The organism is Sphaerotilus sp. FB-3 (genome assembly GCF_023706025.1).
Taxonomy (GTDB): domain Bacteria; phylum Pseudomonadota; class Gammaproteobacteria; order Burkholderiales; family Burkholderiaceae_C; genus Sphaerotilus; species Sphaerotilus sulfidivorans.
On sequence record NZ_BQWE01000057.1, the window covers coordinates 74,922 to 97,338 of the forward strand.

At 70.1% G+C, this 22,417-nt stretch carries 20 protein-coding genes and 5 tRNA genes; 13 read left to right on the plus strand and 12 right to left on the minus strand.

All coding sequences use genetic code 11. The annotated features are described in order from the left end of the window. Positions 1-42: 42 nt before the first annotated feature. The 4 genes from NFT33_RS16940 to NFT33_RS16955 all read left to right on the plus strand — a co-directional run bounded on the left by NFT33_RS16940 (position 43) and on the right by NFT33_RS16955 (position 4,064). Complete coding sequence (locus NFT33_RS16940) at positions 43-2,253, plus strand: polysaccharide deacetylase family protein (RefSeq protein WP_251677091.1); 2,211 nt, start codon at positions 43-45, stop codon at positions 2,251-2,253. A gap of 126 nt (positions 2,254-2,379) precedes the next feature. Next, entirely contained in the window at positions 2,380-2,712 is a 333-nt protein-coding gene (locus tag NFT33_RS16945; RefSeq protein ID WP_251677093.1) for a YkvA family protein, read from the plus strand. A 35-nt stretch (positions 2,713-2,747) separates the two neighbouring features. Next, on the plus strand, positions 2,748-2,978 hold the full coding sequence (locus NFT33_RS16950; protein ID WP_149503120.1) for an RNA-binding S4 domain-containing protein: 231 nt from the start codon (positions 2,748-2,750) through the stop codon (positions 2,976-2,978). A 108-nt stretch (positions 2,979-3,086) separates the two neighbouring features. Next, positions 3,087-4,064, plus strand: coding sequence for a Tim44 domain-containing protein (locus NFT33_RS16955; protein ID WP_251677095.1), 978 nt, complete (start codon positions 3,087-3,089; stop codon positions 4,062-4,064). A 19-nt stretch (positions 4,065-4,083) separates the two neighbouring features. Here NFT33_RS16955 and NFT33_RS16960 read toward each other — a convergent pair whose 3' ends face one another. Continuing rightward, complete coding sequence (locus NFT33_RS16960) at positions 4,084-5,280, minus strand: GGDEF domain-containing protein (RefSeq protein ID WP_251677097.1); 1,197 nt, start codon at positions 5,278-5,280, stop codon at positions 4,084-4,086. Positions 5,281-5,436: 156 nt separating this feature from the next. Between NFT33_RS16960 and NFT33_RS16965 the strand changes: the two genes are divergently transcribed. Beyond that, complete coding sequence (locus NFT33_RS16965) at positions 5,437-5,967, plus strand: HugZ family pyridoxamine 5'-phosphate oxidase (RefSeq protein ID WP_251677099.1); 531 nt, start codon at positions 5,437-5,439, stop codon at positions 5,965-5,967. A gap of 78 nt (positions 5,968-6,045) precedes the next feature. Further along, positions 6,046-6,852: a mechanosensitive ion channel family protein gene (locus tag NFT33_RS16970; RefSeq protein ID WP_251677101.1), complete on the plus strand. Its 807-nt coding sequence runs from the start codon at positions 6,046-6,048 to the stop codon at positions 6,850-6,852. Here NFT33_RS16970 and NFT33_RS16975 read toward each other — a convergent pair whose 3' ends face one another. After that, positions 6,853-7,269, minus strand: a complete 417-nt coding sequence (locus NFT33_RS16975; RefSeq protein WP_251677103.1) for a methylglyoxal synthase — start codon at positions 7,267-7,269, stop codon at positions 6,853-6,855. Between the two features lie 464 nt (positions 7,270-7,733). Between NFT33_RS16975 and NFT33_RS16980 the strand changes: the two genes are divergently transcribed. After that, entirely contained in the window at positions 7,734-9,332 is a 1,599-nt protein-coding gene (locus tag NFT33_RS16980) for a DEAD/DEAH box helicase (RefSeq protein WP_251677105.1), read from the plus strand. A gap of 5 nt (positions 9,333-9,337) precedes the next feature. On the opposite strand, the gene NFT33_RS16985 is transcribed toward NFT33_RS16980, so the two are convergent. Together NFT33_RS16985 and NFT33_RS16990 are read right to left on the minus strand one after the other, a co-directional pair. Further along, complete coding sequence (locus NFT33_RS16985) at positions 9,338-9,589, minus strand: hypothetical protein (protein WP_251677107.1); 252 nt, start codon at positions 9,587-9,589, stop codon at positions 9,338-9,340. Positions 9,590-9,674: 85 nt separating this feature from the next. Further along, positions 9,675-10,310, minus strand: a complete 636-nt coding sequence (locus NFT33_RS16990; protein ID WP_251677109.1) for a YceB family lipoprotein — start codon at positions 10,308-10,310, stop codon at positions 9,675-9,677. 58 nt (positions 10,311-10,368) lie between these two features. On the opposite strand from NFT33_RS16990, the gene NFT33_RS16995 reads away from it, so the two are divergent. Genes NFT33_RS16995 through NFT33_RS17020 form a run of 6 tightly spaced genes read left to right on the plus strand, consistent with a single transcriptional unit; the run spans position 10,369 to position 17,911 of the window. Further along, positions 10,369-11,058: a TetR/AcrR family transcriptional regulator gene (locus tag NFT33_RS16995; RefSeq protein WP_251677111.1), complete on the plus strand. Its 690-nt coding sequence runs from the start codon at positions 10,369-10,371 to the stop codon at positions 11,056-11,058. 5 nt (positions 11,059-11,063) lie between these two features. Next, positions 11,064-12,194, plus strand: a complete 1,131-nt coding sequence (locus NFT33_RS17000) for an efflux RND transporter periplasmic adaptor subunit (RefSeq protein WP_251677113.1) — start codon at positions 11,064-11,066, stop codon at positions 12,192-12,194. Between the two features lie 22 nt (positions 12,195-12,216). Further along, the gene (locus NFT33_RS17005) at positions 12,217-15,450 is read left to right on the plus strand and encodes an efflux RND transporter permease subunit (protein ID WP_251677115.1); all 3,234 of its coding nucleotides are present in this window, start codon (positions 12,217-12,219) and stop codon (positions 15,448-15,450) included. Between the two features lie 46 nt (positions 15,451-15,496). Continuing rightward, a complete protein-coding gene (locus tag NFT33_RS17010; RefSeq protein WP_149503108.1) occupies positions 15,497-16,150 on the plus strand; it encodes a protein-L-isoaspartate O-methyltransferase family protein in 654 nt (217 codons plus the stop codon). 40 nt (positions 16,151-16,190) lie between these two features. Beyond that, on the plus strand, positions 16,191-16,532 hold the full coding sequence (locus NFT33_RS17015; protein WP_251677117.1) for a rhodanese-like domain-containing protein: 342 nt from the start codon (positions 16,191-16,193) through the stop codon (positions 16,530-16,532). A 26-nt stretch (positions 16,533-16,558) separates the two neighbouring features. Then, the gene (locus NFT33_RS17020) at positions 16,559-17,911 is read left to right on the plus strand and encodes a TolC family outer membrane protein (RefSeq protein WP_251677119.1); all 1,353 of its coding nucleotides are present in this window, start codon (positions 16,559-16,561) and stop codon (positions 17,909-17,911) included. On the opposite strand, the gene NFT33_RS17025 is transcribed toward NFT33_RS17020, so the two are convergent. The 8 genes from NFT33_RS17025 to NFT33_RS17060 form a co-directional block, all read right to left on the minus strand. Then, positions 17,883-19,253 carry a 3-deoxy-D-manno-octulosonic acid transferase gene (locus NFT33_RS17025; RefSeq protein WP_309296163.1) on the minus strand — a complete coding sequence of 457 codons (1,371 nt, stop codon included), beginning with the start codon at positions 19,251-19,253 and terminating at the stop codon, positions 17,883-17,885. The genes NFT33_RS17020 and NFT33_RS17025 overlap by 29 nt on opposite strands. After that, positions 19,250-20,257 carry a lipopolysaccharide heptosyltransferase I gene (waaC, locus tag NFT33_RS17030; RefSeq protein ID WP_251677121.1) on the minus strand — a complete coding sequence of 336 codons (1,008 nt, stop codon included), beginning with the start codon at positions 20,255-20,257 and terminating at the stop codon, positions 19,250-19,252. The genes NFT33_RS17025 and waaC overlap by 4 nt, the downstream gene beginning before the upstream one ends. A gap of 36 nt (positions 20,258-20,293) precedes the next feature. Beyond that, a complete protein-coding gene (locus NFT33_RS17035; RefSeq protein ID WP_220785695.1) occupies positions 20,294-21,688 on the minus strand; it encodes a phosphomannomutase/phosphoglucomutase in 1,395 nt (464 codons plus the stop codon). Between the two features lie 178 nt (positions 21,689-21,866). Next, a tRNA-Asp gene (locus NFT33_RS17040) sits at positions 21,867-21,943 on the minus strand. A gap of 50 nt (positions 21,944-21,993) precedes the next feature. Then, positions 21,994-22,069: transfer RNA gene (locus tag NFT33_RS17045), tRNA-Glu, on the minus strand. A 10-nt stretch (positions 22,070-22,079) separates the two neighbouring features. Next, positions 22,080-22,155: transfer RNA gene (locus tag NFT33_RS17050), tRNA-Ala, on the minus strand. Between the two features lie 6 nt (positions 22,156-22,161). Next, a tRNA-Asp gene (locus tag NFT33_RS17055) sits at positions 22,162-22,238 on the minus strand. A gap of 102 nt (positions 22,239-22,340) precedes the next feature. After that, positions 22,341-22,416 (minus strand) — tRNA-Glu (locus NFT33_RS17060). Position 22,417: the final 1 nt, after the last annotated feature.

The following is a 22,417-nucleotide window of genomic DNA, read 5'->3' on the forward strand; positions in this document are numbered from 1 at the left end:
ATCCCGAGTCTTCCGACAACCACAGAGAGAGAGCAGACGATCATGACATCGAAGTTCAGCCCCCCTTCCCTGGCCGCGCTGGTGAGCCGGCTCTGGCGCCGCCCGGCCGCGCGGCTCGCGCCGCTGGTGCTGGCCACGCTGGCCAGCCTGCCGGCCGCCGCCCAGTCGCGCGACGCGCTGGTGCTGCTGGTGCCCGACGACGCGGTGGCCAGCAGCTGGCCGGTCAAGGTGTGGACCGACTCCGCCGCCGAGGAAGGCGTGAAGCTGCAGACCATGACCAGCTCGCAGTTCCTCGCGCTGGGCAGCAGCTCGGCCGCGAAGATCTCCGGCCTGATCATGCCCGACAGCGCCCACATCAAGGCCAGCGATGCGGTGGTGGCCGCGGTCAAGCAGTACACCAACCTCGGCGGCAAGCTGATGCTGGTCTATGACGCCGGCGCGCTGACCGACGCCGGCTTCTACGCACCGACCAAGTCGCGCTTCTCCGATCTGGTCGGCGTCGACTACACCCTGTACGACAGCCTGCGCGACCGCGTCGTCGGCTTCGGCCCGGTCGTGGGCACCAAGGCGCGGCTGGAGAAGCTCTCGCTGCCGCCGGGCAAGTACCTGCCCTACGTGTCGGCCAGCAGCGCGGCCGGCACCAGCACCACCACCACCTTCGTGCCGGCCAGCGCCAGCGATCCGGGCGGCACCCGTCACATGCAGTCGGCCATCATGGGACGCGCGATGAAGCGTATCGACGCCAGCTCGCAGAACGTGCGCAAGCGCCAGACGCTGGCGGTGCGCAACCTGCTCGGCCTGAACGCACTGCCGGTGCCCAGCGTCAGCCTGTCGACCAAGGTGAGCGCAGCCACCTCGACGCTGCCGCTGCTGTCGCTCAGCTCGGTGCCCGTCACCACCGACTTCCTGCGTGCGCTGCTGTCGGGCGGCAGCTATGTCGACCAGAGCGGCACCACCAGCACCGCCGACAGCACTCCGCAGGCCATCAGCACCTACGGCTACGGCTACGCCGACTACTTCAGCTATGTCACCACCGGCAGCTTCGGCGGCAATGTCTGGCTGTCCTCGCCCGATCACGGCCTGGTGGCCGGCACGCGCAATGTCGGCAGCGGCCAGGTGCTGTTCGTCAACATGCCGCTGGGCTATTTCAAGGCCATCGGCACCGACTCGGCGCCGCTGCACGGCTTCCTCGACGCCTTCGCCCGCGATGTGGTGAAGCTGCCGACCATGTCGGTCCAGCCGCGCGGCAGGGGCGGCCTGATCTACAACTGGCACATCGACGACGGCGACGACCTGACCGTCGACGCCAAGTACCTGCTCGACAGCACCTCGGTGCTGCGGCGCGGCCCGTTCTCGATCCACTTCACCGCCGGCCCGGACGTGGTCTCGCTCGGCGACGGCAACGGCATGAGCCTGGACACCAATGCCGCCGCACAGACGCAGTTCAAGCGCATCCGCGACCTGCCGGTCGGCCATCAGATCGGCTCGCACGGCGGCTGGAACCATGACCTCTACGGCCTGGGCGCCAGCGAGGACAACGCCGCCACCTACCTGCCGTGGCTGGAGCTCAACCATGCCGCCGTCGACCGCCTGAACGGCAAGCGCGCCACCGAGTACTCGGCCCCGCAGGGCAACAACCCGACCTGGGCGGTGAACTGGCTGGAGAACCGCGGCGTGGTCGGCATGTACTTCGTCGGCGACACCGGCGCGGCCGGCGTGCGCTCCTGGCGCGCCGGCAACCGGCTGACCCGGTCGATGTGGAGCTTCCCGATCGTGCCGCTGGGCAAGTACGCCACCTTCGAGGAGTTCGAGGAGTTCGGCATCAGCGACCAGCAGTCGGGCCAGTGGCTGCTCGACCTGCAGAGCTTCGTGGTCAACCAGCGCACCAACCGGATGTTCTACAACCATCCGCCGGGCGCACGCGGCCACCTGCCGGCCCTGGCGCCGATGCTGCAGCGGGCAGACTGGCTGCAGTCCATGGGCAAGTTCAAGTGGTACACCATGACCGAGATGGCCCAGTTCGGCAACCGCCGTCTGGACGTGCAGTGGAACGCCAGCACCAGCAACGGCTTCGCGACCTTCAGCGCCAGCCACGCCAGCTCGCTCAAGGACATGACCTGGCTGCTGCCGCGCGACAAGTACATGCTGCCGGTCGTGACCAGCGGCTATGGCCAGGTCGGCTACGACAGCACGAACTGGATCATCACCGCCAATGGCGGCACCGCGCTGAAGTTCGTCGCCGCCCAGCGCTGAGCGCTGCCGCCACCGGCCCGATGACCTGACGGTGCGTGGCAGCACCCTCCGGGTTCAGGCAGGATGAAGACGATCTGTCGCAGAATCGCGGCCGTCTCTTCATCCTGCCGTCATGGAGGTTGCGTGATGTGGAAGCGTCTGACCCTGATCTGGTCGCTGGTGCGCGGTGATGCCAAGGTGGCCTGGCATGCCTTCCGACACCCGCATGCGCCGGGCTGGTTCCGTGCCGGCGTGATCGGCCTCGGGCTCTATCTGTTCTCGCCGGTCGATCTGATTCCGGACATCCTGCCGCTGCTCGGCCTGGCCGACGATCTGGTGCTGGTGCCGCTGGCGCTGCACTGGCTGCTGTCGCGCCTGCCGGCCGAGGTGCTGCAGGAAGCACGGCGACGGGCCGCCGGCCAGCCGGCGGGTGATGCTCGCCATCCGGGCCGGCCGCCGCTGGTCAAGCGGGTCGACTGAGCCCGGCGCACCGCGCACCGGCTACCATCGGGCGGATGAACCTGATCGACTTCGAACTGCGCGGCGACTTCATCCCGCTCGATGCCCTGCTGAAGGCCACCGCCGTCGCGCACAGCGGCGGCGCGGCCAAGACCCTGGTGGCCGATGGCCAGGTCCAGGTGGACGGCCAGCCCGAATCCCGCAAGACCTGCAAGATCCGCGCGGGCCAGGAGGTGGTGGTCGAGGCGGCCCATGTGCGCATCCGGGTGCATGCGCCCCCGCTCTGAACCCGCCCGGATGCCGGCCCTGCCAAGATCAGGGTTATCCCGGGGAACTTGCGAACCGCGAAACCGGTCTCATCTGGCGTGTTCAACCTCACTCTCGACGAGACCGCGATGAAAACCTTCCTGCGCACTGCCGTGTGCGTGCTGGCCCTGTCCACCGCCCTGGCTCCGACGCTGGCCGAAGCCAAGCGCCTGGGCGGCGGCGGCTCCTCCGGAATGCAGCGCAGCGCACCGGCCCCGAAACCCGCACAGCAGCCGGGCACGCCCGCCCAGGCGCCCAACCAGGCACCGGTGCAGCAGGCCGTGCCGGGCGCGGCCACGGCCGCCACTGGCGCAGCGGCCGCCGCAGGCAAGCGTTCCTGGATGGGCCCGCTGGCGGGTCTGGCTGCCGGCATCGGCCTGGCGGCGCTTCTGAGCCACTTCGGTCTGGGCGAAGCCTTCGCCGACATGATGATGATCGCGCTGCTGGCGCTGGTGGCGGTCTTCGCCATTCGCTGGCTGATGAACCGCAATCGCAAGACCGCACCGACGCTGGCCCCCGCCGGTGCAGGCGCCGGCTTCGGCGGCCAGCCGATGCAGCGTGGCAGCCATGAGGCCAGCTGGCCGAGCCCCGCCACCCCGCAACAGGGCAACGGTCCGTCGGTGGCCATGCCCGGCAGCGCGGCAGCCAGCTTCGGTGCCGCACCGGCTGCAGCCGCCTTCGCCCCGTCGCTGCCGGCCGACTTCGACCGTGCCGGCTTCGAGCGCGCTGCCCGGATGATCTTCATCCGCATGCAGGCGGCCAACGACCGCGCCGACCTCGAGGATCTGCGCCGTTTCACCACGCCGGAAATGTTCGCCGCGGTCCGCGTCGACCTGCAGGACCGCCAGGGTGCGGCGCAGCAGACCGATGTGGTCGAAGTGCGCGCCGAGGCGATCGACTTCGCCCGCGAGAGCGACCGCGACATCGTCAGCGTGCGCTACAGCGGCCTGATCCGCGAGGAGGCCGGCCGTGACGCCACCGCCTTCGACGAGATCTGGCATCTGGTGCGCGAGCATGCACGCAGCGACGGCAGCTGGCTGATCGCCGGCATCCAGCAGAGCCACTGAGCGGCAGACAGCGCTCGGCTCAGAGCGGGTTCAGACTGACCCAGCCGCTGGTCTGAACCTGGTTGCGGCCGGCATGCTTGGCACGGTAGAGCAGCATGTCGGCCCGCGCGAAGAGCTGGTCGGCCGAGGGCGTCATCCGCTCGGCCAGCGGGTCGAAGACCACCGTGCCGGCCGACACCGTCACCTTCAGCCGCACCGCGCCCGGCTGCTCGACCACCAGCCGCTCGACCTCGCGGCGCAGCGCATCGACCACCTCATGCGCGCCGGACCGGTCGGTCGACGGCAGCACCACGCAGAACTCCTCGCCGCCCATGCGGCCGAAGATGTCCGAATGACGCAGCCGTGAGCGCACCGCCTGCGCGAAGCCTTGCAGCACCGCATCGCCCGCCGCATGGCCGTGGCTGTCGTTGATGCGCTTGAAATGATCCAGATCCAGCAGCACCAGCGCCAGCGGACGCCGCTCGCGCCGGCTGCGCTCGATCTCGTGGCCGACCAGCGTGCGGGTGGCACCACGGTTCAGGCAGCCGGTCAGGCCATCGGTGGAGGCCATCTGTTCGAGCTGCGCCGCGCTGCGCTCGAAGCTCGCCATCAGCAGGCCGAACATGATCGAGAAGGCACCGAAGCTCATCGTCAGAAACAGCCAGGCACCCAGCGGACTGGTCGGCTGCAGCAGCGAGACCGGCGCCTGCGTGGCCAGATAGGGATCTGCGGCACGTGCCAGCGCACTCAGCCCGCCCACCAGCCCACCCACCAGCACCATGCGCAGCGCACGCTCGCGGCCACGCCCATGGCGCATCACCCGCCACGGGATCGGCAGCAGCAGCACAGCCAGCCACAGATTGACCCACGAAACGATCCAGGCATAGGCCGCGCCTTGCATCAGCAGCAGCGCGAGACCGATCGCACCGCCCAGCAGCAGCAGCAGATCGCAGCGGCTGAAGCTCCGGCCGGTCAGCAGACAGCGTGCGGCGGCACTCAGCAGCACCGCACCGAGAGCGATGCTGGTGTTAGACAGCAGCAGCCAGAGCGGGCCGGACAGCTGCTGGCGCCACATCAGCAGCAGATCGCCGACACAGATCGCCAGCATGGCCAGCAGCAGCAGCCGGATCTCCGGCCGTCGGCCCAGCACGGTGCCCCGCACCGTCAGCAGGTGAACCAGCAGCAGCGCATGGCACAGCAGCAGCGCCAGCAGCAGCGTGGCAATATCCTTGGTCATGGTCCGCACTCCCTGCGTGCCGCTTCGGGCCTTCCCGTGCTGCGGTCTGTCGCTTCATCGTGAACCTGGACCGAAGTATGGCGCCACACCCATGCGACACGCCCGAAAAGTGCAAGGAACCGTTCCCAGGCGCTGCTGTTTGCCAGAGATTTCACGATGAGCAATACCCCTGATGGCATGACACCGGCACTTGCACCCAGCCGCATGGACCGGCTGCTGGTGGAGCTGCTGCGCACCCGGCGCACCCTGGCGCTGGGCACAATCGACGAGGCCGGCGCCCCGGCCGTCTCGATGGCGCCGTGGGCGCTCGATCCGGCAGGGCCCGACCTGATCATCCTGATCAGCGCCCTGGCCGCGCACACCCGGCAGCTGATGCTTCATCCGCACGCCAGCGTCCTGGTCTGCGCCGGCGAGGAGGCCGCCGACAGCGTGCACGCGCTGCCGCGCGCCACGCTGCAGGTCGAGGCGCTGCACCCCAAGTCGGGCAGCGACGATGCCCGCGCGGCGCTGGCGATCTACATCGCGCGCCATCCGGCCGGAGAGATGCTGGCCAGCCTGCCGGACTTCAGCGTGGTGCGGCTGCGGGTGCAGGCGGCGCGCCAGATTGCCGGCTTCGGTGCGGCGCGCGATGTCAGTGCCGCACGCCTGCGCGAGCTGCTGCGCGAAAGCGACAACTCGACGACCTAGCCCAAGGAAGGTGGCGCCGCAACCGGAAATCCGTCACATTCGAGATGTGCAATATTGCACATTCGAGGAGGATTTCTGATGAACATCGACACGATCCAGACCTTCCTGGGCACCACTGCGATCGACCTGCTGATGAAGATCGGCGCCGCGCTGATCTTCTGGATCGTCGGCCGCTGGCTGATCTCCAAGGTGGTGCACCTGATCCAGGCGGGCATGAACCGCAACTCGATCGACCCGACGCTGACCAAGTACCTCGGCTCGATCATCACCATCGCGCTGAACATCACCCTGGTGCTGGGCATCCTGGGCTACTTCGGCATCCAGACCACCTCGTTCGCGGCGATGCTGGCCGGTGCGGGCGTGGCCATCGGTGCGGCCTGGAGCGGCATGCTGGGCAACTTCGCCGCCGGCGCCTTCATGCTGGTGCTGCGGCCGTTCAAGGTCGGCGACTTCGTCTCGATCGGCGGCGTGACCGGCACGGTGCACGAGCTCGGCCTGTTCGGCACCACGATCATCACGCCGGACAATGTCATGACCATCGTCGGCAACGGCAAGGTCTTCGGCGACACGGTGCAGAACTACTCGACGCTGCCGGTGCGCCGCGTCGAGCGCACCGCGCAGCTGGCGCAGGGCGTCGATCCGCTGGACGCGATCACGCGCCTGAAGGCGGCCATCGCGCAGATCCCCAATGTCGCGCAGAGCCCGGTGCCGGAGATCAACCTGCTCGACTTCAAGCTCGAGGGTGCGGTGATCGCGGTGCGGCCCTACACCCACACCGACCATTACTGGCAGGTCTATTTCGACACCAACGAGGCGATCGCGCGCGTCGGCCAGGAAGCCGGCTGGCCGGTGCCGGCCGCCCACCACAAGGTGGTCCAGGCCTGATCAGGCCGAAGCGGCGCGCGGCAGCATCTGATCGAGCAGCAGCCGCGCGGTGCTGGCGTTGGTCGCGCACGGCACGTCATGCACATCGCAGGCGCGCACCAGCGCATGGATGTCGGGCTCATGCGGCTGCGGCGTCATCGGATCGCGAAGAAAGACCACCGCGTCGATCTCGCCGACCGCCAGCCGTGCGCCGATCTGAAGATCGCCACCGAGCGGGCCGCTGAGCAGCCGCTCCACCTCCAGACCCAGCTCGGTGGCCAGCCGCCCGCCGGTCGTGCCGGTCGCGCACAGCGTGCAGCCCCGCAGTCGCGGGGCAAACTCCCGGGCCAGCGCGATCATGCGGTCCTTGCGGCCGTCATGGGCGATCAGGGCCAGGCGCAGCGGCCGGGGCGCGCCGGCAGGATTCGATTCCGTCATCCATTCATCCTTTGCTGTGCGGATTTGTCGTCCGGACGATCCTAGCGGCGCGCGGTTACAGGCCGGATTCTTCCGCTTCGGGATCAGCTCGAGATCAGACGACAGACGTGCAGTCCATCAGGGAATGCGCTAGAATCTGAGTCTGCTGTTGATGCCGCTTTCACGGGCAGCACCGTTCAGCCTTTCGCACATCCCCTCTGACCTTCCTCTTTCCCTCATCCTCCGGCAGACCGCATCCTTTTCAGGAATCGGCGACTGCGGGGCTGCAGGCGCGGTCGGCGGCGATGCTATTCGACCCCGGCAGGCTTGATTCCAATCCCCTGTACCGACCGCGATGCCAGGCGCCATGCGGATGACGCGCCTTTGCCTTCGCCGGCCTGCCATCCCGTGTTTCCACCTCGCCCGCGGCGAGCCGGAAACCCCTGCCGAATGGCGCCCGAGTGGCGCCGGATGAGAGTATTCACATGAGCTTTTCGACCCTGGGCCTGAACGAGGCCATCCTGCAAGCCGTCACCGCTGCCGGCTACGAGAACCCGACCGACGTGCAGGCGCAGACCATTCCCGCCGCGATGACCGGTGCGGATCTGCGCGTGTGCTCCAACACCGGCAGCGGCAAGACCGCCGCCTTCGTGCTGCCGGCACTCGAGCGTGTGCTGGCCGCCCGCGAAGCCAATCCGGCCGCGAGCCGCCGCCCGCTGCGCGGTCAGCCGCCGCAAGGTCCGCGCGTGCTGGTGCTGGCCCCGACCCGCGAGCTGGCCATCCAGGTCTCCAAGGCCGCGGTCACCTACGGCAGCCACATCCCGCACCTGAAGGTCGCCACCGTCGTCGGCGGCGTGCCCTACGGCGCCCAGCTGGCCGCGCTGCGCGGTCCGATCGATCTGCTGATCGCCACCCCGGGCCGCCTGATCGACCACCTCGACAGCGGCAAGGCCATCCTGGGCCAGGTCGAGATGCTGATCCTGGACGAAGCCGACCGCATGCTGGACATGGGCTTCATCGAGGACATCGAGCGCATCGCCGAAGCCCTGCCGGCCGGCCGCCAGACCGTGATGGTCAGCGCGACCTTCGCCGGTCAGGTCGGTCGCCTGGCCGACCAGATCCTGAAGGACGATGCCCAGCGCATCGAGGTCGCCAACCACACCGACAGCCACGCCAACATCGAGCAGCAGCTGCTGTGGGCCGATGACCTGGACCACAAGTCGGCACTGCTCGAGAACCTGCTGACCAGCACCGAGATGCAGCAGGCGGTGATCTTCACCAGCACCCAGCGCGATGCCGACGAGCTGGCCGCCCATCTGTACGAGATGGGCCATGCGGTCGCGCCGCTGCACGGCGGCATGCCGCAGGGCCGTCGCAACCGCACGCTGATGGCGCTGCGCCGCGGCGAGCTGCGCATCCTGGTGGCCACCGACGTCGCCGCGCGCGGCATCGACGTGCCGACCATCAGCCATGTCATCAACTTCGGCCTGCCGATGAAGGCCGAGGACTATGTGCACCGCATCGGCCGCACCGGCCGCGCCGGCCGCTCGGGCCGCGCGATCACGCTGGCCGAGCGCCGCGATGTCGGCATGATCCGCCGCATCCAGCAGTTCACCACCCAGTCGATCCCGGTGGGCACGCTGGCCGGCCTGGAACCGAAGCGCCCGGCGCCGGAGATGTTCAGCCGTGCTCCGCGTCGTGACGGCGGCCGTCCGCCGCATCGCGGCCATGGCGGTCCCGGCGGCTATGGCGGTCGCCCGGACAACCGTGGCGGCGACCGTGGCGGCTACGGCTTCGCGCGTCCGATGGACGGCGCACCGCGTCGCGGCGGCTTCGACGGCCCGCGCTTCGACTCGGCACCGCGCTTCGATGCGGCGCCCCGCTTCGAGGCTCCGCGCCATGAAGGCCGCCCGGAGTTCCGCGGCGAGCCCCGCCATGACGGCCCGCGCGGTCAGGGCCCGCGTCGTCAGGAAGGCGCTCCGCGCTTCGACGGCGAGCGCCGCTTCGACGACCGCAGCGGCCCGCGTGGCGGCTTCGGCGGCGGCCGTCCGGCCCCGCGCGGCCGTGGCCACGGCCCGCGCTGATCCGTTCAGTCGTCCTGCCAGCGGCCGCCCCGGCGGTCGTGATGACCACGGCCTCCGTGCCCGCGTCGGTCTTCCGGCACGACGATGACCCGCGGCGCCGGTTGCGGCGCCGGCACCACCACCACATCACGCCCGTGCCCCCGGTGGTGACCATGGCCCGGCACCGGGACCACCACGCAGCCGGACAGCACGCTCAGCCCGCCCAGCATCAGCAGCGCGGCGCCTGAGCGCCGCCATGTCGACTTCTTCATCGTCATGACACGGCCATGAAGGCCGAAATGAGTTGCAACAGCAGCTCAACGCGCCAGCATGCAAACCGGCCGACCGGCCTTCAGCCCGGCCTCAGGATCGAGCCGGCGCCATATTGCCGCTCACCGGCAAGGGCACCAGCCGCAGCGTGATGCCCCCCGGGCGCACCTCGATCGGCCCGGGCTGCAGCCCGGCCTTGGCCGCCAGCTCCAGCGCCAGCCGGTCGATGCGGTGGATCTCCAGACCTTCCAGCATCGACTCGGCCAGCCAGCCGCCCCAGCGGTTCAGGCCGGTGGCCAGCATTGGCGGCAATCCGTCGATGGCGATGTTCTCGCGCCGCACCCGGTCCAGCCGGATCGTGCCGTCGGACGGCTCGTAGCGCAGCGCGCTGCTGAACATGATGTTGCCGCGAAGATCGCGCCGGCTCAGCACCGTCTCGCGCAGACCCATGTCGAAGCCCAGCATCATGCGGCCCGCCCCCGGCTGCAGCAGCACCCGCGGCGAGCTGATGCGCACCTCGAACACCTCCAGCACCTTCTGCTGCAGCGGGAAGCGCGAGGACAGCGCCGCCTGCATCTCTCGTTCGCTGGTGGTGAACTCCCTGGGCACCACCGAGGCGCAGCCCCAGAGCCCGCCGACCAGCACCATCGCGCCGATCCTCAGCAGCCCCCGACGACCGCCCGCCGACCGGCCGTCCTGTGCAGACGCCGCCCCTGTCATTGCGCTCACTTCATTGCTCCACTACATTACTGACCGGTTAGTCATTATCATGCCCCGGAAACCCGCCTTGTCCGCCGAACCGTCCGAACGCTCCGACCTGCCCGATCCGGCTGGCACGCCAGCGCCGCCGGCCTCGCACCAGCGCCGCAAGGCCGAGCGGCCCAGCGAGCTGCTCGACGCCGCGCTGCAGCTCTTCGTCGAGAAGGGCTTCGCCGCGACCAAGACCGAGGACATCGCCCGGCTGGCCGGTGTCTCCAAGGGCACGCTCTACCTGTATTACACCAGCAAGGAAGACCTGCTCCGGGAGGTGATCTCGCAGCGGGTGTCGACCCGCATCGCCGAGGGCCTGGCCCGGGTGGCCGCCCATCAGGGCAGTGCCACCGAGCTGATGCGCACGCTGCTGGTCGACTGGTGGATGCAGACGCTCGAGAGCGATGCCTCCGGCGTGTTCAAGCTGGTGGTCAGCGAGGTGCGCAACTTTCCGGAGATCGCCGAGCTGTGGTTCAACGAGGTCTCGCAGCCCGGCTCGCAGCTGATCGGCGGCATGGTGCAGCGCGGCATCGACTCGGGCGAGTTCCGGCAGGTCGACGTGCTCTCGGTGGTCTACTCGATCGTCATGCCGCTGGTGATGCTGTGCGTGCACCGGCACTCGCTCGGCGCCTGCGAATGCCCGGGCATGGGCCTGGATCCGCAGACCTTCATCCGCGCCCACATCGATCTGGTGCTGCGCGGCATCTCCACCCATCCGGAACCCTGACGCCGATGAAGCGATCGACCGCTCTTGCCGCCGGCGCCCTCGCGCTGGGCCTGCTGGGTCTGGCCGGCTGGAAGCTGTCGAGCCGCACGGCCGGCGCCGCCGCACCGGCCTCGGCCAGCGCCACGCCGCTGCCGGCCCAGGCCGCGCTGCAGCTCCAGGACAGTGATCTGGTGACGCTGCGCCGGGCCGAGCTGGTCGATGCGGTGGCGCTGACCGGCAGCCTGAAGGCGGCGGTCAGCGCGCAGGTCAAGGCGCGCAGCGCCGGCGAGCTGCTGGAGCTGGGCCCGCGCGAGGGCGACACGGTGCGCGCCGGCCAGATCGTCGGGCGCATCGATCCGGCCGATGCGCAGCTGCGGCTGCGCCAGGCCGAGCAGCAGATCGAGTCGGCGCAGGCCCAGCTCGACATCGCCGGGCGGACGCTGGAGAACAACCGCGCGCTGGTCGAGCAGGGCTTCATCTCGCCCACCGCGCTGGAGACCTCGGTCTCGAACCACCGCGCCGCCCAGGCGGCACTGCAGTCGGCCCGCGCCAGCGCCGATCTGGCCCGGCGCGCGCTCGACGACACGGTGCTGAAGGCACCGATCAGCGGCCAGGTCGCGCAGCGCCTGGCCCAGCCGGGCGAACGGGTCGCGCTGGAGGCGCGCCTCCTGGAGATCATCGATCTCGACCGGCTCGAGCTGGAGGCGACCGTGCCGGCGGCCGAACTGGCCCGCACCCGCATCGGCGCAGGCGCGGTGCTGCAGGTCGAGGGCGTGGACACGCCGGTGCGGGCCCGGGTGCTGCGCATCAGCCCGGCCGCGCAGGCCGGCACCCGGTCGGTGCCGGTGCATCTGGCCATCGAGCCGGCACCGGGGCTGCGTGCCGGCCTGTTCGCGCGCGGTCGGATCGAGCAGGGCCGGCGCAGCACGCTGGTGCTGCCGCTGTCGGCGGTGCGCGTCGACCAGCCGCAGCCGCATGTGATCGAGCTGGACACCGGCGCGGGCCTGCTGCGCCAGCGCGCGGTTCGCACCGGGGCGCGTGGCGAGATCGACGGCACCGCGTCGATCGAGATCCTCGACGGCCTGAGCGAGGGCGCGCGGGTGCTGGCCGGCCGGCTCGGTCCGGTGCGCGACGGCACGCCGGCCGTGCTGCGCTGAACCTCGCGCCGTCACGTCCATCATGTGGTTCACCCGCGTCTCGATCGCCAATCCGGTCCTGGCCACCATGGTGATGCTGGCGCTGGTGGTGCTGGGGCTGTTCTCCTTCCAGCGCCTGAAGGTCGACCAGTTTCCCGACATCGAGTTTCCGACGGTGGTGGTCAGCACCGAATATCCCGGCGCCGCCGCCGAGATCGTCGAGACCGAGCTGACCCGCAAGATCGAGGAAAGCGTCAACGCGATCGCCGGCATCAGCCAGCTGTCCTCGCGCAGCTATGCCGGCACCTCGGTGGTCATCATCCAGTTCGACCTGACGATGGACGGCCGGCGCGCCGCCGACGATGTGCGCGAGAAGCTCGCCATCCTCAAGCCGCAGCTGCGCGAGGAGATCGGCGAGCCCAAGGTGCAGCGCTTCGATCCGGCGAGCCGGCCGATCTGGAGCGTGGCGGTGCGGGCGTCCGGCAACGCCGATGCGCTGCCCGACGCGGCCGATGCGGCCGGCGCGATGCGGCGCACGCTCTGGGCCGAGCAGGTGCTGAAGAAGCGGCTGGAGAATGTGCGCGGCGTCGGCTCGGTCACGCTGGTCGGCGCGGTGCGGCGCGAGATCCAGATCCAGCTCGATCCGGTGCGGATGGAGGCCGCCGGCATCAGCGCCGAGCAGGTGATCGCCGCGGTGCGCGGCGAGAACCAGGACCTGCCCGCCGGCCTGCTGCGCTCGGCCGAGCAGGAACGGGTGGTGCAGATCCGCGGCCGCATCGAGCGGCCGGAGGACTTCGCCGGGCTGGTGGTCGCGCGCCGCGGTGCCACGCTGGTGCGCCTGGGCGAGGTCGCGCAGGTGGTCGACGGCCCGCAGGAGGCCGACTCGCTGGCCCTGCTCGACGGCCGGCGCAGCCTGGTGCTCGAGGTGCAGAAGGCCCAGGGCCAGAACACCATCGAGGTGGTCGACGGCCTGGAGCGCGAGCTGGCGGCGCTGCAGGCCGCCGGCGCGCTGCCCGCCGAGCTGCGGCTGGACCGGGTGCGCGACAGCTCGCGCCCGATCCGGGTCTCGGTGGCCAATGTGCGCCAGACCCTGATCGAGGGCGCGCTGCTGACGGTCGCGATCGTCTTCCTGTTCCTGAACTCCTGGCGCTCGACCGTCATCACCGGCCTGACGCTGCCGATCGCGCTGATCGGCACCTTCCTGTTCATGCAGTGGTTCGGCTTCTCGGTCAACATGATCACGCTGATGGCGCTGAGCCTGTGCGTGGGCCTGCTGATCGACGACGCCATCGTCGTGCGCGAGAACATCGTGCGCCATGTGCAGATGGGCAAGGATGCCCGGCGCGCCGCGCTCGACGGCACCGCCGAGATCGGCCTGGCGGTGCTGGCCACCACGCTGTCGATCGTCGCCGTCTTCCTGCCGATCGGCTTCATGGGCGGCATCATCGGCCAGTTCTTCCACGAGTTCGGCATCACCATCGTCGCGGCGGTGCTGATCTCGATGTTCGTCAGCTTCACGCTCGACCCGATGCTCAGCGCGGTCTGGCATGACCCGGCGGTGCAGGCCGAGGGGCAGCCCTTCCGGCCGGTCACGCTCTACGAGCGCACGCTGGGGCGGATCACCCATGCGGTCGACCGTGGCTCGCACCGGCTGGGCGAGGGCTATCAGGCGCTGCTGGGCTGGTCGCTGCGCCACCGGCTGCTGACGGTGGTGCTGGCGCTGGGCACGCTGGTGGCGGCGCTGGCGCTGACCCGCTCGCTCGGCACCGAGTTCGTGCCCAAGGCCGACTATTCCGAGACCTTCGTCAGCTTCCACACCCCGGTCGGCTCCTCGCTGGAGGTGACCGAGGCGCGGGTGCGCGAGGTCGAGGCGCTGATCCGCCGCCGCCCCGAGGTGAAATACACCCTGGCGACGATCAACGCCGGCCAGGCGCAGGGCCGCATCTTCGCGCAGATCTACATCCGGCTGGTCGACCGCAAGGACCGCCAGCTCAGCCAGGACCAGCTCGCCGCGCCGCTGCGCCAGGAGCTGCTGCAGGTGCCCGGCATCACCGTGACCCATGTCGGCCTGATGGATGCGGTCGGCGGCAACAAGCCGCTGATGCTGTCGCTGCAGGGCAGCGACCTGGGCGAGCTGCAGCGACAGACCGAGCGGCTGCTCGAGCGGCTGCGCGGGATTCCCGGCCTGGTCGATCTGGACAGCAGCGCCCGCGCGGACCAGCCGACGCTGGCGGTGACGCTGCGCCGCGATGCCGCCGCCGATCTCGGCCTGGGCGTGGCCGGCGTGACCGGCACGCTGCGCGCGCTGGTGGCCGGGCAGACGGTGGGCAACTGGCGCGCCAGCGACGAGCTCAATGTCGAGGTCAAGGTCGGGCTGGCGCCGCAGGCCCGCGACAGCACGGCCGACATCGCGCGGCTGATGATGCCGGCCGGCCAGAACGCCGACGGCAGCGCCCGGCTGGTGCGGCTCGACCAGATCGCCGAGCTGGGCGAGGACCGCACGCCCCAGCAGATCAACCGCCGCGACCTCGCGCGCGAGGTCGAGATCACCGCCAACGTGCAGGGCCGCTCGCTCGGCGAGGTCTCGGCCGACATCCGCCGCGTGCTCGAGAGCGAGCCGCTGCCGCCGGGCCTGCGCTGGCGCTTCGGCGGCTCGACCAAGGACATGGCCGAGAGCTTCGGACACGCCGTCTCGGCGCTGGCGATGGGCGTGATCTTCATCTACATGATCCTGGCCTCGCAGTTCCGCAGCTTCATGCAGCCGGTGGCGCTGATGAGCTCGCTGCCGCTGACGCTGATCGGGGTGGTGGGCGCGCTGCTGCTGTTCGGCTCGACGATGAACCTGTTCTCGATCATCGGCGTGGTGATGCTGATGGGGCTGGTCACGAAGAACGCGATCCTGCTGATCGACTTCGCGATCCGTGCCCGCGCCGGCGAGGTGCATCTGGACGATGACGGCGGCCAGCCCGGCCGGCGGCTCGGGCGCGAGGAGGCGCTGCTGCTGGCCGCCCGGGTGCGGCTGCGACCGATCCTGATGACCACGCTGGCGATGGTCTTCGGCATGGTGCCGCTGGCCTTCGCGCTGTCGGAAGGCGCGGAGCAGCGCGCGCCGATGGGCCAGGCGGTGATCGGCGGCGTCATCACCTCCTCGCTGCTGACGCTGGTGGTGGTGCCGGTGATCTATTGCTGGATCGACGACCTGAGCGTGTGGACGAGGCGACGCTTCGGCCCGGATCGTCGGCCCGATGCCACATCGGGCACCGGATCGGCCTCCTAGAATGTCGGGTTTTGTTGCGCATGCTCTTTCTCGCGAGGAATCCAAGATGAACGTCGAACAGGCCCGTTTCAACATGATCGAGCAGCAGATCCGTCCGTGGGACGTGCTCGACCCGTCCGTGCTGTCGCTGCTGGCCGTCGTCAAGCGCGAGGACTTCGTTCCGGCCGCGCACCGCGCCGTCGCCTTCATGGACCTGGAAGTGCCGCTGCCCGGCGGCCAGGTCATGCTCGCGCCGCGCGTCGAGGCCCGCCTGCTGCAGGAGCTGGGCCTGCTGCGCCACGAGAAGGTGCTGGAAGTCGGCACCGGCTCAGGCTTCATGGCCGCGCTGATGGCGCACAAGGCGCAGACGGTCGTCACCTACGAGAAGCGCGCCGAGCTGGCCTCGCTGGCGCGCGAGAACCTGCGCCATGCCGCGATCATGAATGTCGAGGTCCGCCAGGGCGACGGCTCGAACGGCGACGCCGGCCGCGGCCCCTGGGACGCGATCGTGCTGTCGGGCTCGGTGGCCGAAGTGCCCGAGGCGCTGCTGCAGCAGCTCAAGGTCGGCGGCCGCCTGGTGGCCATCGTCGGCGCGGAGCCGGTGATGCGCGCGCTGCGCATCCGCCGTGTCAGCGAGCGCGAGTTCCGCACCGAGGTGCTGTTCGACACCGTCGCGCCGCGCCTGGAAGGCTTCGCCAGCCCGAGCACCTTCGCCTTCTGATCCCGCCGCCCTTCCCGATCTCTCCTCTGGAGTCCGCACGATGCAGCAGCTTGCCGTGACCCGCCTGGCCGAACAGGTGCAGGCCCTTGTCGCCGAAGGGCACGCGCCGCTGCTGCTCGACGTGCGCGAGCCCTGGGAGATCGCGACCGCCTCGCTGTCGCTGCCGGGCGCGCAGCGGCTGGACATCCCGATGCAGCAGATCCCGGGCCGCCTGGCGGAGATCGATCCGCAGCGTCCGGTGCTCGCGCTGTGCCATCACGGCATGCGCAGCCTGCAGGTCGCGCTGTTCCTCGAGCGGCAAGGATACCCCTGTACGTATAACATCACGGGAGGGATCGACGCCTGGTCACGCCAGGTCGATCCGACCGTGCCGCTGTACTGAGATTGCCGACTCCCTGCGAGGAAACCATGAGCCTGCCGACGCCCCCCGCCCTGTTCAAGACCCTGCGTCTGCCGCTGCTGCTGACCGCACTGGCCGCCACGCTGGCCACGCCGCTTGCAGGTGCGCAGAGCCTGAAGGAGCTGCATGAGCTCGCGCGCGGCCATGACGCAGCCTTCCTGGCCGCACGGGCCGGCGCCGAATCCGCGCGTCACCGCAGCGCCCAGGCCGAGGCCCTGCAGCGCCCCAATGTCGGACTGCAGGGCAGCTATACCCGCTCCAGCTCGGACACGCCGCTGTACGACTCGCGCAGCAACACCGCCGCCGTGGTCGGCCTGTCGGCCACGCAGACGCTGTTCAATCGGCAGAACACGCTGACCATCGACAAGGCCCGGCGTGCGCTCGACCTGGCCGAGGCCGACCTGAGCAGCGCCGAGCAGGACCTGACGCTGCGGGTGGCACAGGCCTATTTCGATGTGCTGATCGCGCAGGACGCGCTCTCGACCGCCCGCGCCTCCAAGACCGCCATCGGCGAGCAGCTGGCCTCGGCCAAGCGCAACTTCGAGGTCGGCACCGCGACGATCACCGACACCCGCGAGGCCCAGGCCCGCTTCGATCTGGCCACCGCCCAGGAGATCGCCGCGGACAACGAGCTGCGCACCCGGCGCCTGGCGCTCGAGCAGCTGGTCGGCCGCGCCGATCTGAAACCGCTGGGACTGAAGCCGGCCACCGCACTGCCGCTGCCTGGCGAGGGCATCGAGTCCTGGGTCGAGAAGACCGAACAGAGCCCGAGCGTGCGCAAGGCCCGTCTGGCCCATGAGATCGCGAAGCTGGAAACCCGCCGCACCCAGGCCGGTCACCTGCCGACGGTCGACCTGCAGGGCCAGCTGGCCAGCACCAACAACCGCGGCTCAGGCGCACTGTCGGCCGGTGGCGCCGGCACCACCACCAGCAACTCGATCGGGGTGACGGTCAGGATGCCGCTCTACACCGGCGACGCGATCCAGAACCAGGTCCGCGAGGCGCTGGCGCTGGAAGAGAAGTCACGCAACGACCTGGAGGCTGCCCGCCGTGGCGTGGCCCAGGCCACACGGCAGCTCTTTCTCGGCGTGCAGTCGGGTGCCGCCCAGGTGAAGGCGCTGGAGGCGGCGGAAACCTCGTCGCGGCTGGCGCTCGACGCGACCAAGCTGGGCTACAAGGTCGGCGTGCGGGTCAATCTGGACGTGCTCAATGCACAGACCCAGCTCTACTCGACCCAGCGCGATCTGGCCCGGGCACGCTACGAGGTGCTGCTCAACAGCCTGCGGCTGCGCCAGGCCGCCGGCACGCTGAATCCGGCCGACATCGACGCGGTCAGCGCCCTGCTCGGCACGAGCCGCTGAGTTCGGCCGACTTCGGGCCCAGCAGTGCCGCCAGGCGCGCGGCCATGCGGGCCGCCGCGCCCTGATCAGCCGCCACCGAGCCCAGCGCGGCCTGCCGCGCCGCAGCCTGAGCTTCGGCGTCGTCTGCCAGCGACAAAGCCTGCTGCACCGCCTGGTCCAGGTCCGGGACCTGGAAGGCTGCACCCGCCGCCAGCGCCCGCGCCACCGGCTGGGCAAAGTTGAAGACATGCGGACCGGCCAGCACCGGGCAGCCGCAGGCGGCCGCCTCGATCAGGTTCTGCCCGCCCAGCGGCGCGAAGCTGCCCCCCAGCAGCGCCACATCCGCGCAGGCGTAATAGGCCGGCATCTCGCGCATCGAGTCGCCCAGCCAGACATCGGCCTCCCGGGCCAGAGCGCCCGGCCCGGTGCCGGCCCAGCTGCTGCGCCGCACCAGCGTCAGGCCGCTGGCGATCACGCTGGCGCCGACCTCGTCGAAGCGCTGCGGATGGCGCGGCACCAGCAGCAGCAGCGGCCGAGGCTGCGAGGGCGCACGCTGCGCCAGCGCCGCACGCCAGGCCGCCAGCAGCGGCTCGTCCTCGCCTTCGCGCCAGCTCGCAGCCAGCACCACCGGCCGCGCCAGACCGGCACGCCAGCTCAGCCCGGTGGCCAGAAGCGCCGGTGCCGGCTGCAGGTCGTATTTCAGATTGCCGCAGATCTCGATCGCCGCCTCCGGCGCACCCGCCCGGCGCAGCCGAGCGGCATCGTCCGCCGTCTGTGCCAGCACGGCGGTGAAGGCGCGCGCCGCCGGTCGGAGCAAGGCATCGAAGCGCAAGGACTGGCGCAGGCTTTTCTCCGACAGCCGCGCATTGGCCAGCACGACCGGCACGCCGGATTGCCGCGCCGCATGCAGCAGCGCCGGCCAGACCTCGGTCTCCATCAGCACACCCAGCGCCGGACGATGGCGCCGCAGGAAACGGCGGGTCGCGCCAGGCGTGTCGAGCGGCAGCCAGCGCAGGGCATCGCCCTCGCGCAGCAGCGCGGTGCCAGCTTCGCGGCCGGTGGCAGTGCCGTGGGTCAGCAGCAGGCGCAAGTCCGGACAGACCTGGCGCAGGGCCTGGATCAGCGGCTCGGCCGCACGGGTCTCGCCCAGCGAGACCGCATGCAGCCACAGCGCGCCCGGCCGCACCGGCTCGCCCAGGCCGACACGCTCGGGCAGCGCGGCGCGGTAGAGCGGCTCCCGGCGCGCGCGCCACAGCAGCCGACCGATCAGCAGCGGCAGCAGCAGGCGCATCAGCTGGCCATAGCCGATCAGCGCCAGACGCTCGCGCAGCGACAGATCCGGATGCGGTCGCGGCGCGTTCACGGCGCCACCTGCCGCCAGGCCTGCTCGACCTGCTCCAGCGTCGGCGGCTCGCCGGCGGCAGCACTCTCGACACTGAGCTGATGCTGATGGCCGTGCGCCGGCTGCGGCCCGGTGCGCCAGGAGGTCGGGAAGTTGTAGAGCTGCAGATGCACCCGGTCAAGCGCCACCGCCAGATGCGACAGGCCGCTGTCGACGCCGACCACCGCCTGCGCGGCGCCGAAGCGGTCGACGATCGCGTCCAGGCTCATCTTCGGCCAGAGCGTGCAGTGCGCGTCACCGATGGCCGCGGCGATGCGCGCGGCCCGTGCGGCCTCGACCGCGTCGGCCTGGGGCAGCGCCAGATGCCAGCCCTCCCCGACCCGGCGCCGGCCGAAGTCGATCCAGTGCGTCTCGGGCCAGAGCTTGTCGTCGCGCGAGGTGCCGTGCACCAGCACCATCAGCGGCCGCGCCGGATCGGGCCGAGTCGCGGCCTGCAGCCCGAAACGCGGTGGCGTGTCGATCGCGGTGCCGAAGGCCTCGGCGCAGAGATGGCGCGAGCGGTCGACCACATGGATGCGCGGCTCGATCTCGATCGGCCGGTCGGCCACCCAGCGGGTCGGTGCCTCCCAGCCGGAGCCGTCGGTGCGGTTGCCCAGCGCATAGCGCAGGCCGCCCGGCGCCCTCCGCGCCGACAGCACGACCAGCGCCGACTTGGTCAGCCCCTGCAGGTCGACCACCGCGTCATAGGCCTGCGCACGCAGGCGCTCGCGAAACTGCCGCTTTTCGCGGCGGACCTCGGCGCTCCACCAGCGCTTGCGCCAGCGCCGCTGCGCGCACTCGATGACCTCGCCGATGCCCGCCACCCGGCGCACCAGCGGCGCGAAACCGGGCTCCACCACCCAGTCGACGTGCGCGCCGGGGTGACGCGCACGCAGGTCCGCCACCACCGGCATCGCGTGGATCACGTCGCCCAGGGACGACAGCTTGACGATCAGGATGCGAGGTTCGGCAGGCAGCAGGGCCATCAACGACAGTCTTTCGGCGGCGCAGGCAGGGACGCGTCAATGCGCCGCGGCCTGCACCTCCGCCTCGGGCATCACCTTGCGCAGCGCCGCCATGAAGTCATGCTGGATGCGCTCCAGCGCTTCGGGCGTGTGTCCCTCGAACCGCAGCACCAGCACCGGCGTGGTGTTCGAGGCGCGGATCAGGCCGAAGCCGTCCGGATAGTCGCCGCGCAGACCGTCGATGGTACCGATTTCGGCGCCGGGAAAGTCGGCCTGCGCCACCAGTTGCGCCACGACCTCGTGCTGGTTGCCCGCCGGCACCGGCACATTGAGCTCCGGCGTGGAGTAGCTGGTCGGCAGCGCGTTGAGCACCGCGCTCGGATCCGCATGGCGCGACAGGATCTCCAGCAGGCGCGCGGCGGTGTACATCGCGTCGTCGAAGCCGTACCAGCGCTCGCCGAAGAAGATGTGGCCGCTCATCTCGCCGGCGATCGGCGCGCCGGTTTCCTTCAGCTTGGCCTTGACCAGCGAGTGGCCGGTCTTCCACATCATCGGCACGCCGCCGGCCTCGCGGATCGCCTGCGGCAGACGCTGCGAGCACTTCACGTCGTAGATGATGGTGGCGCCGGGGTTGCGCGACAGGATGTCCTGCGCGTAGAGCATGATCTGGCGGTCCGGGAAGATGTTCTGGCCGTCGGCGGTGATCAGGCCCAGGCGGTCGCCGTCGCCGTCGAAGGCCAGGCCGAGGTCGGCCTCGGTCGCGCGGACCACCTTGATCAGGTCGGCCAGGTTCTCCGGCTTGGACGGATCGGGATGGTGGTTGGGGAAGTCGCCGTCGACACGGCTGTACAGGTCGATGACCTCGCAGCCCATCGCCTTCAGGATGCCCGGCGCCGAGGCGCCCGGAATGCCGTTGCCCGAATCGACGACGATCTTCAGCGGCCGGCTGATCCTGCAGTCACCCAGGATGCGCGCGGTGTATTCGGGCAGGATGTCCAGCGCCGCGATCGTGCCCGGCTGCGCGGCCAGCGTGTAGTTCTCGGCCTCCATGCGCTGACGCAGGCGCTGGATCGACTCGCCGTGGATCGCCACGCCGCCGAGCACCATCTTGAAGCCGTTGTAGTCCTTCGGATTGTGGCTGCCGGTGACCTGGATGCCGCTGCGGCAGCCGATCTCGCCGCGGGTGGCGGCAACGTAGTACAGCATCGGCGTGGTGACCGCGCCGAGGTCGATCACGTCCAGGCCGGTGGCGGCCAGGCCGCGCATCAGCGCCGCGCTCAGCGACGGACCCGACACCCGGCCATCGCGGCCGACCGCGACCACCTTCTCGCCGAGCGCGACGGCCTCGCTGCCGAAGGCACGGCCGAGATGCTCGGCGAACTGTTCATCGAGCGCCTGTCCGACGATGCCGCGGATGTCATAGGCCTTGAAGGCGGAAGCGGTGACTTGCATGGAGATAGCGGGGCCAGGCCCGGAGTTGATAGAAAGCTCAGGCATTGTAGGCAGCACCACGCTCCTCACCACCCCCGAGTCCCTGGTTTTCCCTGAAGAAGCCGGAAGGCATCACGCGCCAATGGAAAAATGGAAAAAGAAAAAGCCTGTTCACTTGCATGAACAGGCTTCTGAATTTTGGCGGAGTGGACGGGACTCGAACCCGCGACCCCCGGCGTGACAGGCCGGTATTCTAACCGACTGAACTACCACTCCGCGTCGGTGACGTTTAGTGCCTGACTGCTCAGGCCAAGTATCGTCAAACTTGGCGACCCCTAGGGGATTCGAACCCCTGTTACAACCGTGAAAGGGTCGTGTCCTAGGCCTCTAGACGAAGGGGTCAAAGAGAATTTGGTGGAGGTAAGCGGGATCGAACCGCTGACCTCTTGCATGCCATGCAAGCGCTCTCCCAGCTGAGCTATACCCCCAAATTGTGGCGGAGTGGACGGGACTCGAACCCGCGACCCCCGGCGTGACAGGCCGGTATTCTAACCGACTGAACTACCACTCCGCGTCGGTCCGTGACTTCAGGCTTGCGCCCCAAGCGTCATGGGAACTTGTACTGCATCGCATCGATCTGCCGGCATCGCCGCTCATGAAGCTGGATCATGATTGGCGACCCCTAGGGGATTCGAACCCCTGTTACAACCGTGAAAGGGTCGTGTCCTAGGCCTCTAGACGAAGGGGTCA

Excerpts from the sequence above, each read along its gene's own strand:
- NFT33_RS17005 (WP_251677115.1), top strand. The coding sequence starts at position 12,217 with ATGTGGTTCACCCGCGTCTCGATCGCCAATCCGGTCCTGGCCACCATG.
- NFT33_RS16960 (WP_251677097.1), bottom strand. The coding sequence starts at position 5,280 with ATGACCAAGGATATTGCCACGCTGCTGCTGGCGCTGCTGCTGTGCCAT.
- NFT33_RS16965 (WP_251677099.1), top strand. The coding sequence starts at position 5,437 with ATGAGCAATACCCCTGATGGCATGACACCGGCACTTGCACCCAGCCGC.
- NFT33_RS17020 (WP_251677119.1), top strand. The coding sequence starts at position 16,559 with ATGAGCCTGCCGACGCCCCCCGCCCTGTTCAAGACCCTGCGTCTGCCG.
- NFT33_RS16945 (WP_251677093.1), top strand. The coding sequence starts at position 2,380 with ATGTGGAAGCGTCTGACCCTGATCTGGTCGCTGGTGCGCGGTGATGCC.
- waaC (WP_251677121.1), bottom strand. The coding sequence starts at position 20,257 with ATGGCCCTGCTGCCTGCCGAACCTCGCATCCTGATCGTCAAGCTGTCG.
- NFT33_RS16975 (WP_251677103.1), bottom strand. The coding sequence starts at position 7,269 with ATGACGGAATCGAATCCTGCCGGCGCGCCCCGGCCGCTGCGCCTGGCC.
- NFT33_RS16985 (WP_251677107.1), bottom strand. The coding sequence starts at position 9,589 with ATGACGATGAAGAAGTCGACATGGCGGCGCTCAGGCGCCGCGCTGCTG.
- NFT33_RS16955 (WP_251677095.1), top strand. The coding sequence starts at position 3,087 with ATGAAAACCTTCCTGCGCACTGCCGTGTGCGTGCTGGCCCTGTCCACC.
- NFT33_RS16950 (WP_149503120.1), top strand. The coding sequence starts at position 2,748 with ATGAACCTGATCGACTTCGAACTGCGCGGCGACTTCATCCCGCTCGAT.
- NFT33_RS17035 (WP_220785695.1), bottom strand. The coding sequence starts at position 21,688 with ATGCAAGTCACCGCTTCCGCCTTCAAGGCCTATGACATCCGCGGCATC.
- NFT33_RS16940 (WP_251677091.1), top strand. The coding sequence starts at position 43 with ATGACATCGAAGTTCAGCCCCCCTTCCCTGGCCGCGCTGGTGAGCCGG.
- NFT33_RS16970 (WP_251677101.1), top strand. The coding sequence starts at position 6,046 with ATGAACATCGACACGATCCAGACCTTCCTGGGCACCACTGCGATCGAC.
- NFT33_RS17010 (WP_149503108.1), top strand. The coding sequence starts at position 15,497 with ATGAACGTCGAACAGGCCCGTTTCAACATGATCGAGCAGCAGATCCGT.
- NFT33_RS17000 (WP_251677113.1), top strand. The coding sequence starts at position 11,064 with ATGAAGCGATCGACCGCTCTTGCCGCCGGCGCCCTCGCGCTGGGCCTG.
- NFT33_RS16980 (WP_251677105.1), top strand. The coding sequence starts at position 7,734 with ATGAGCTTTTCGACCCTGGGCCTGAACGAGGCCATCCTGCAAGCCGTC.
- NFT33_RS17015 (WP_251677117.1), top strand. The coding sequence starts at position 16,191 with ATGCAGCAGCTTGCCGTGACCCGCCTGGCCGAACAGGTGCAGGCCCTT.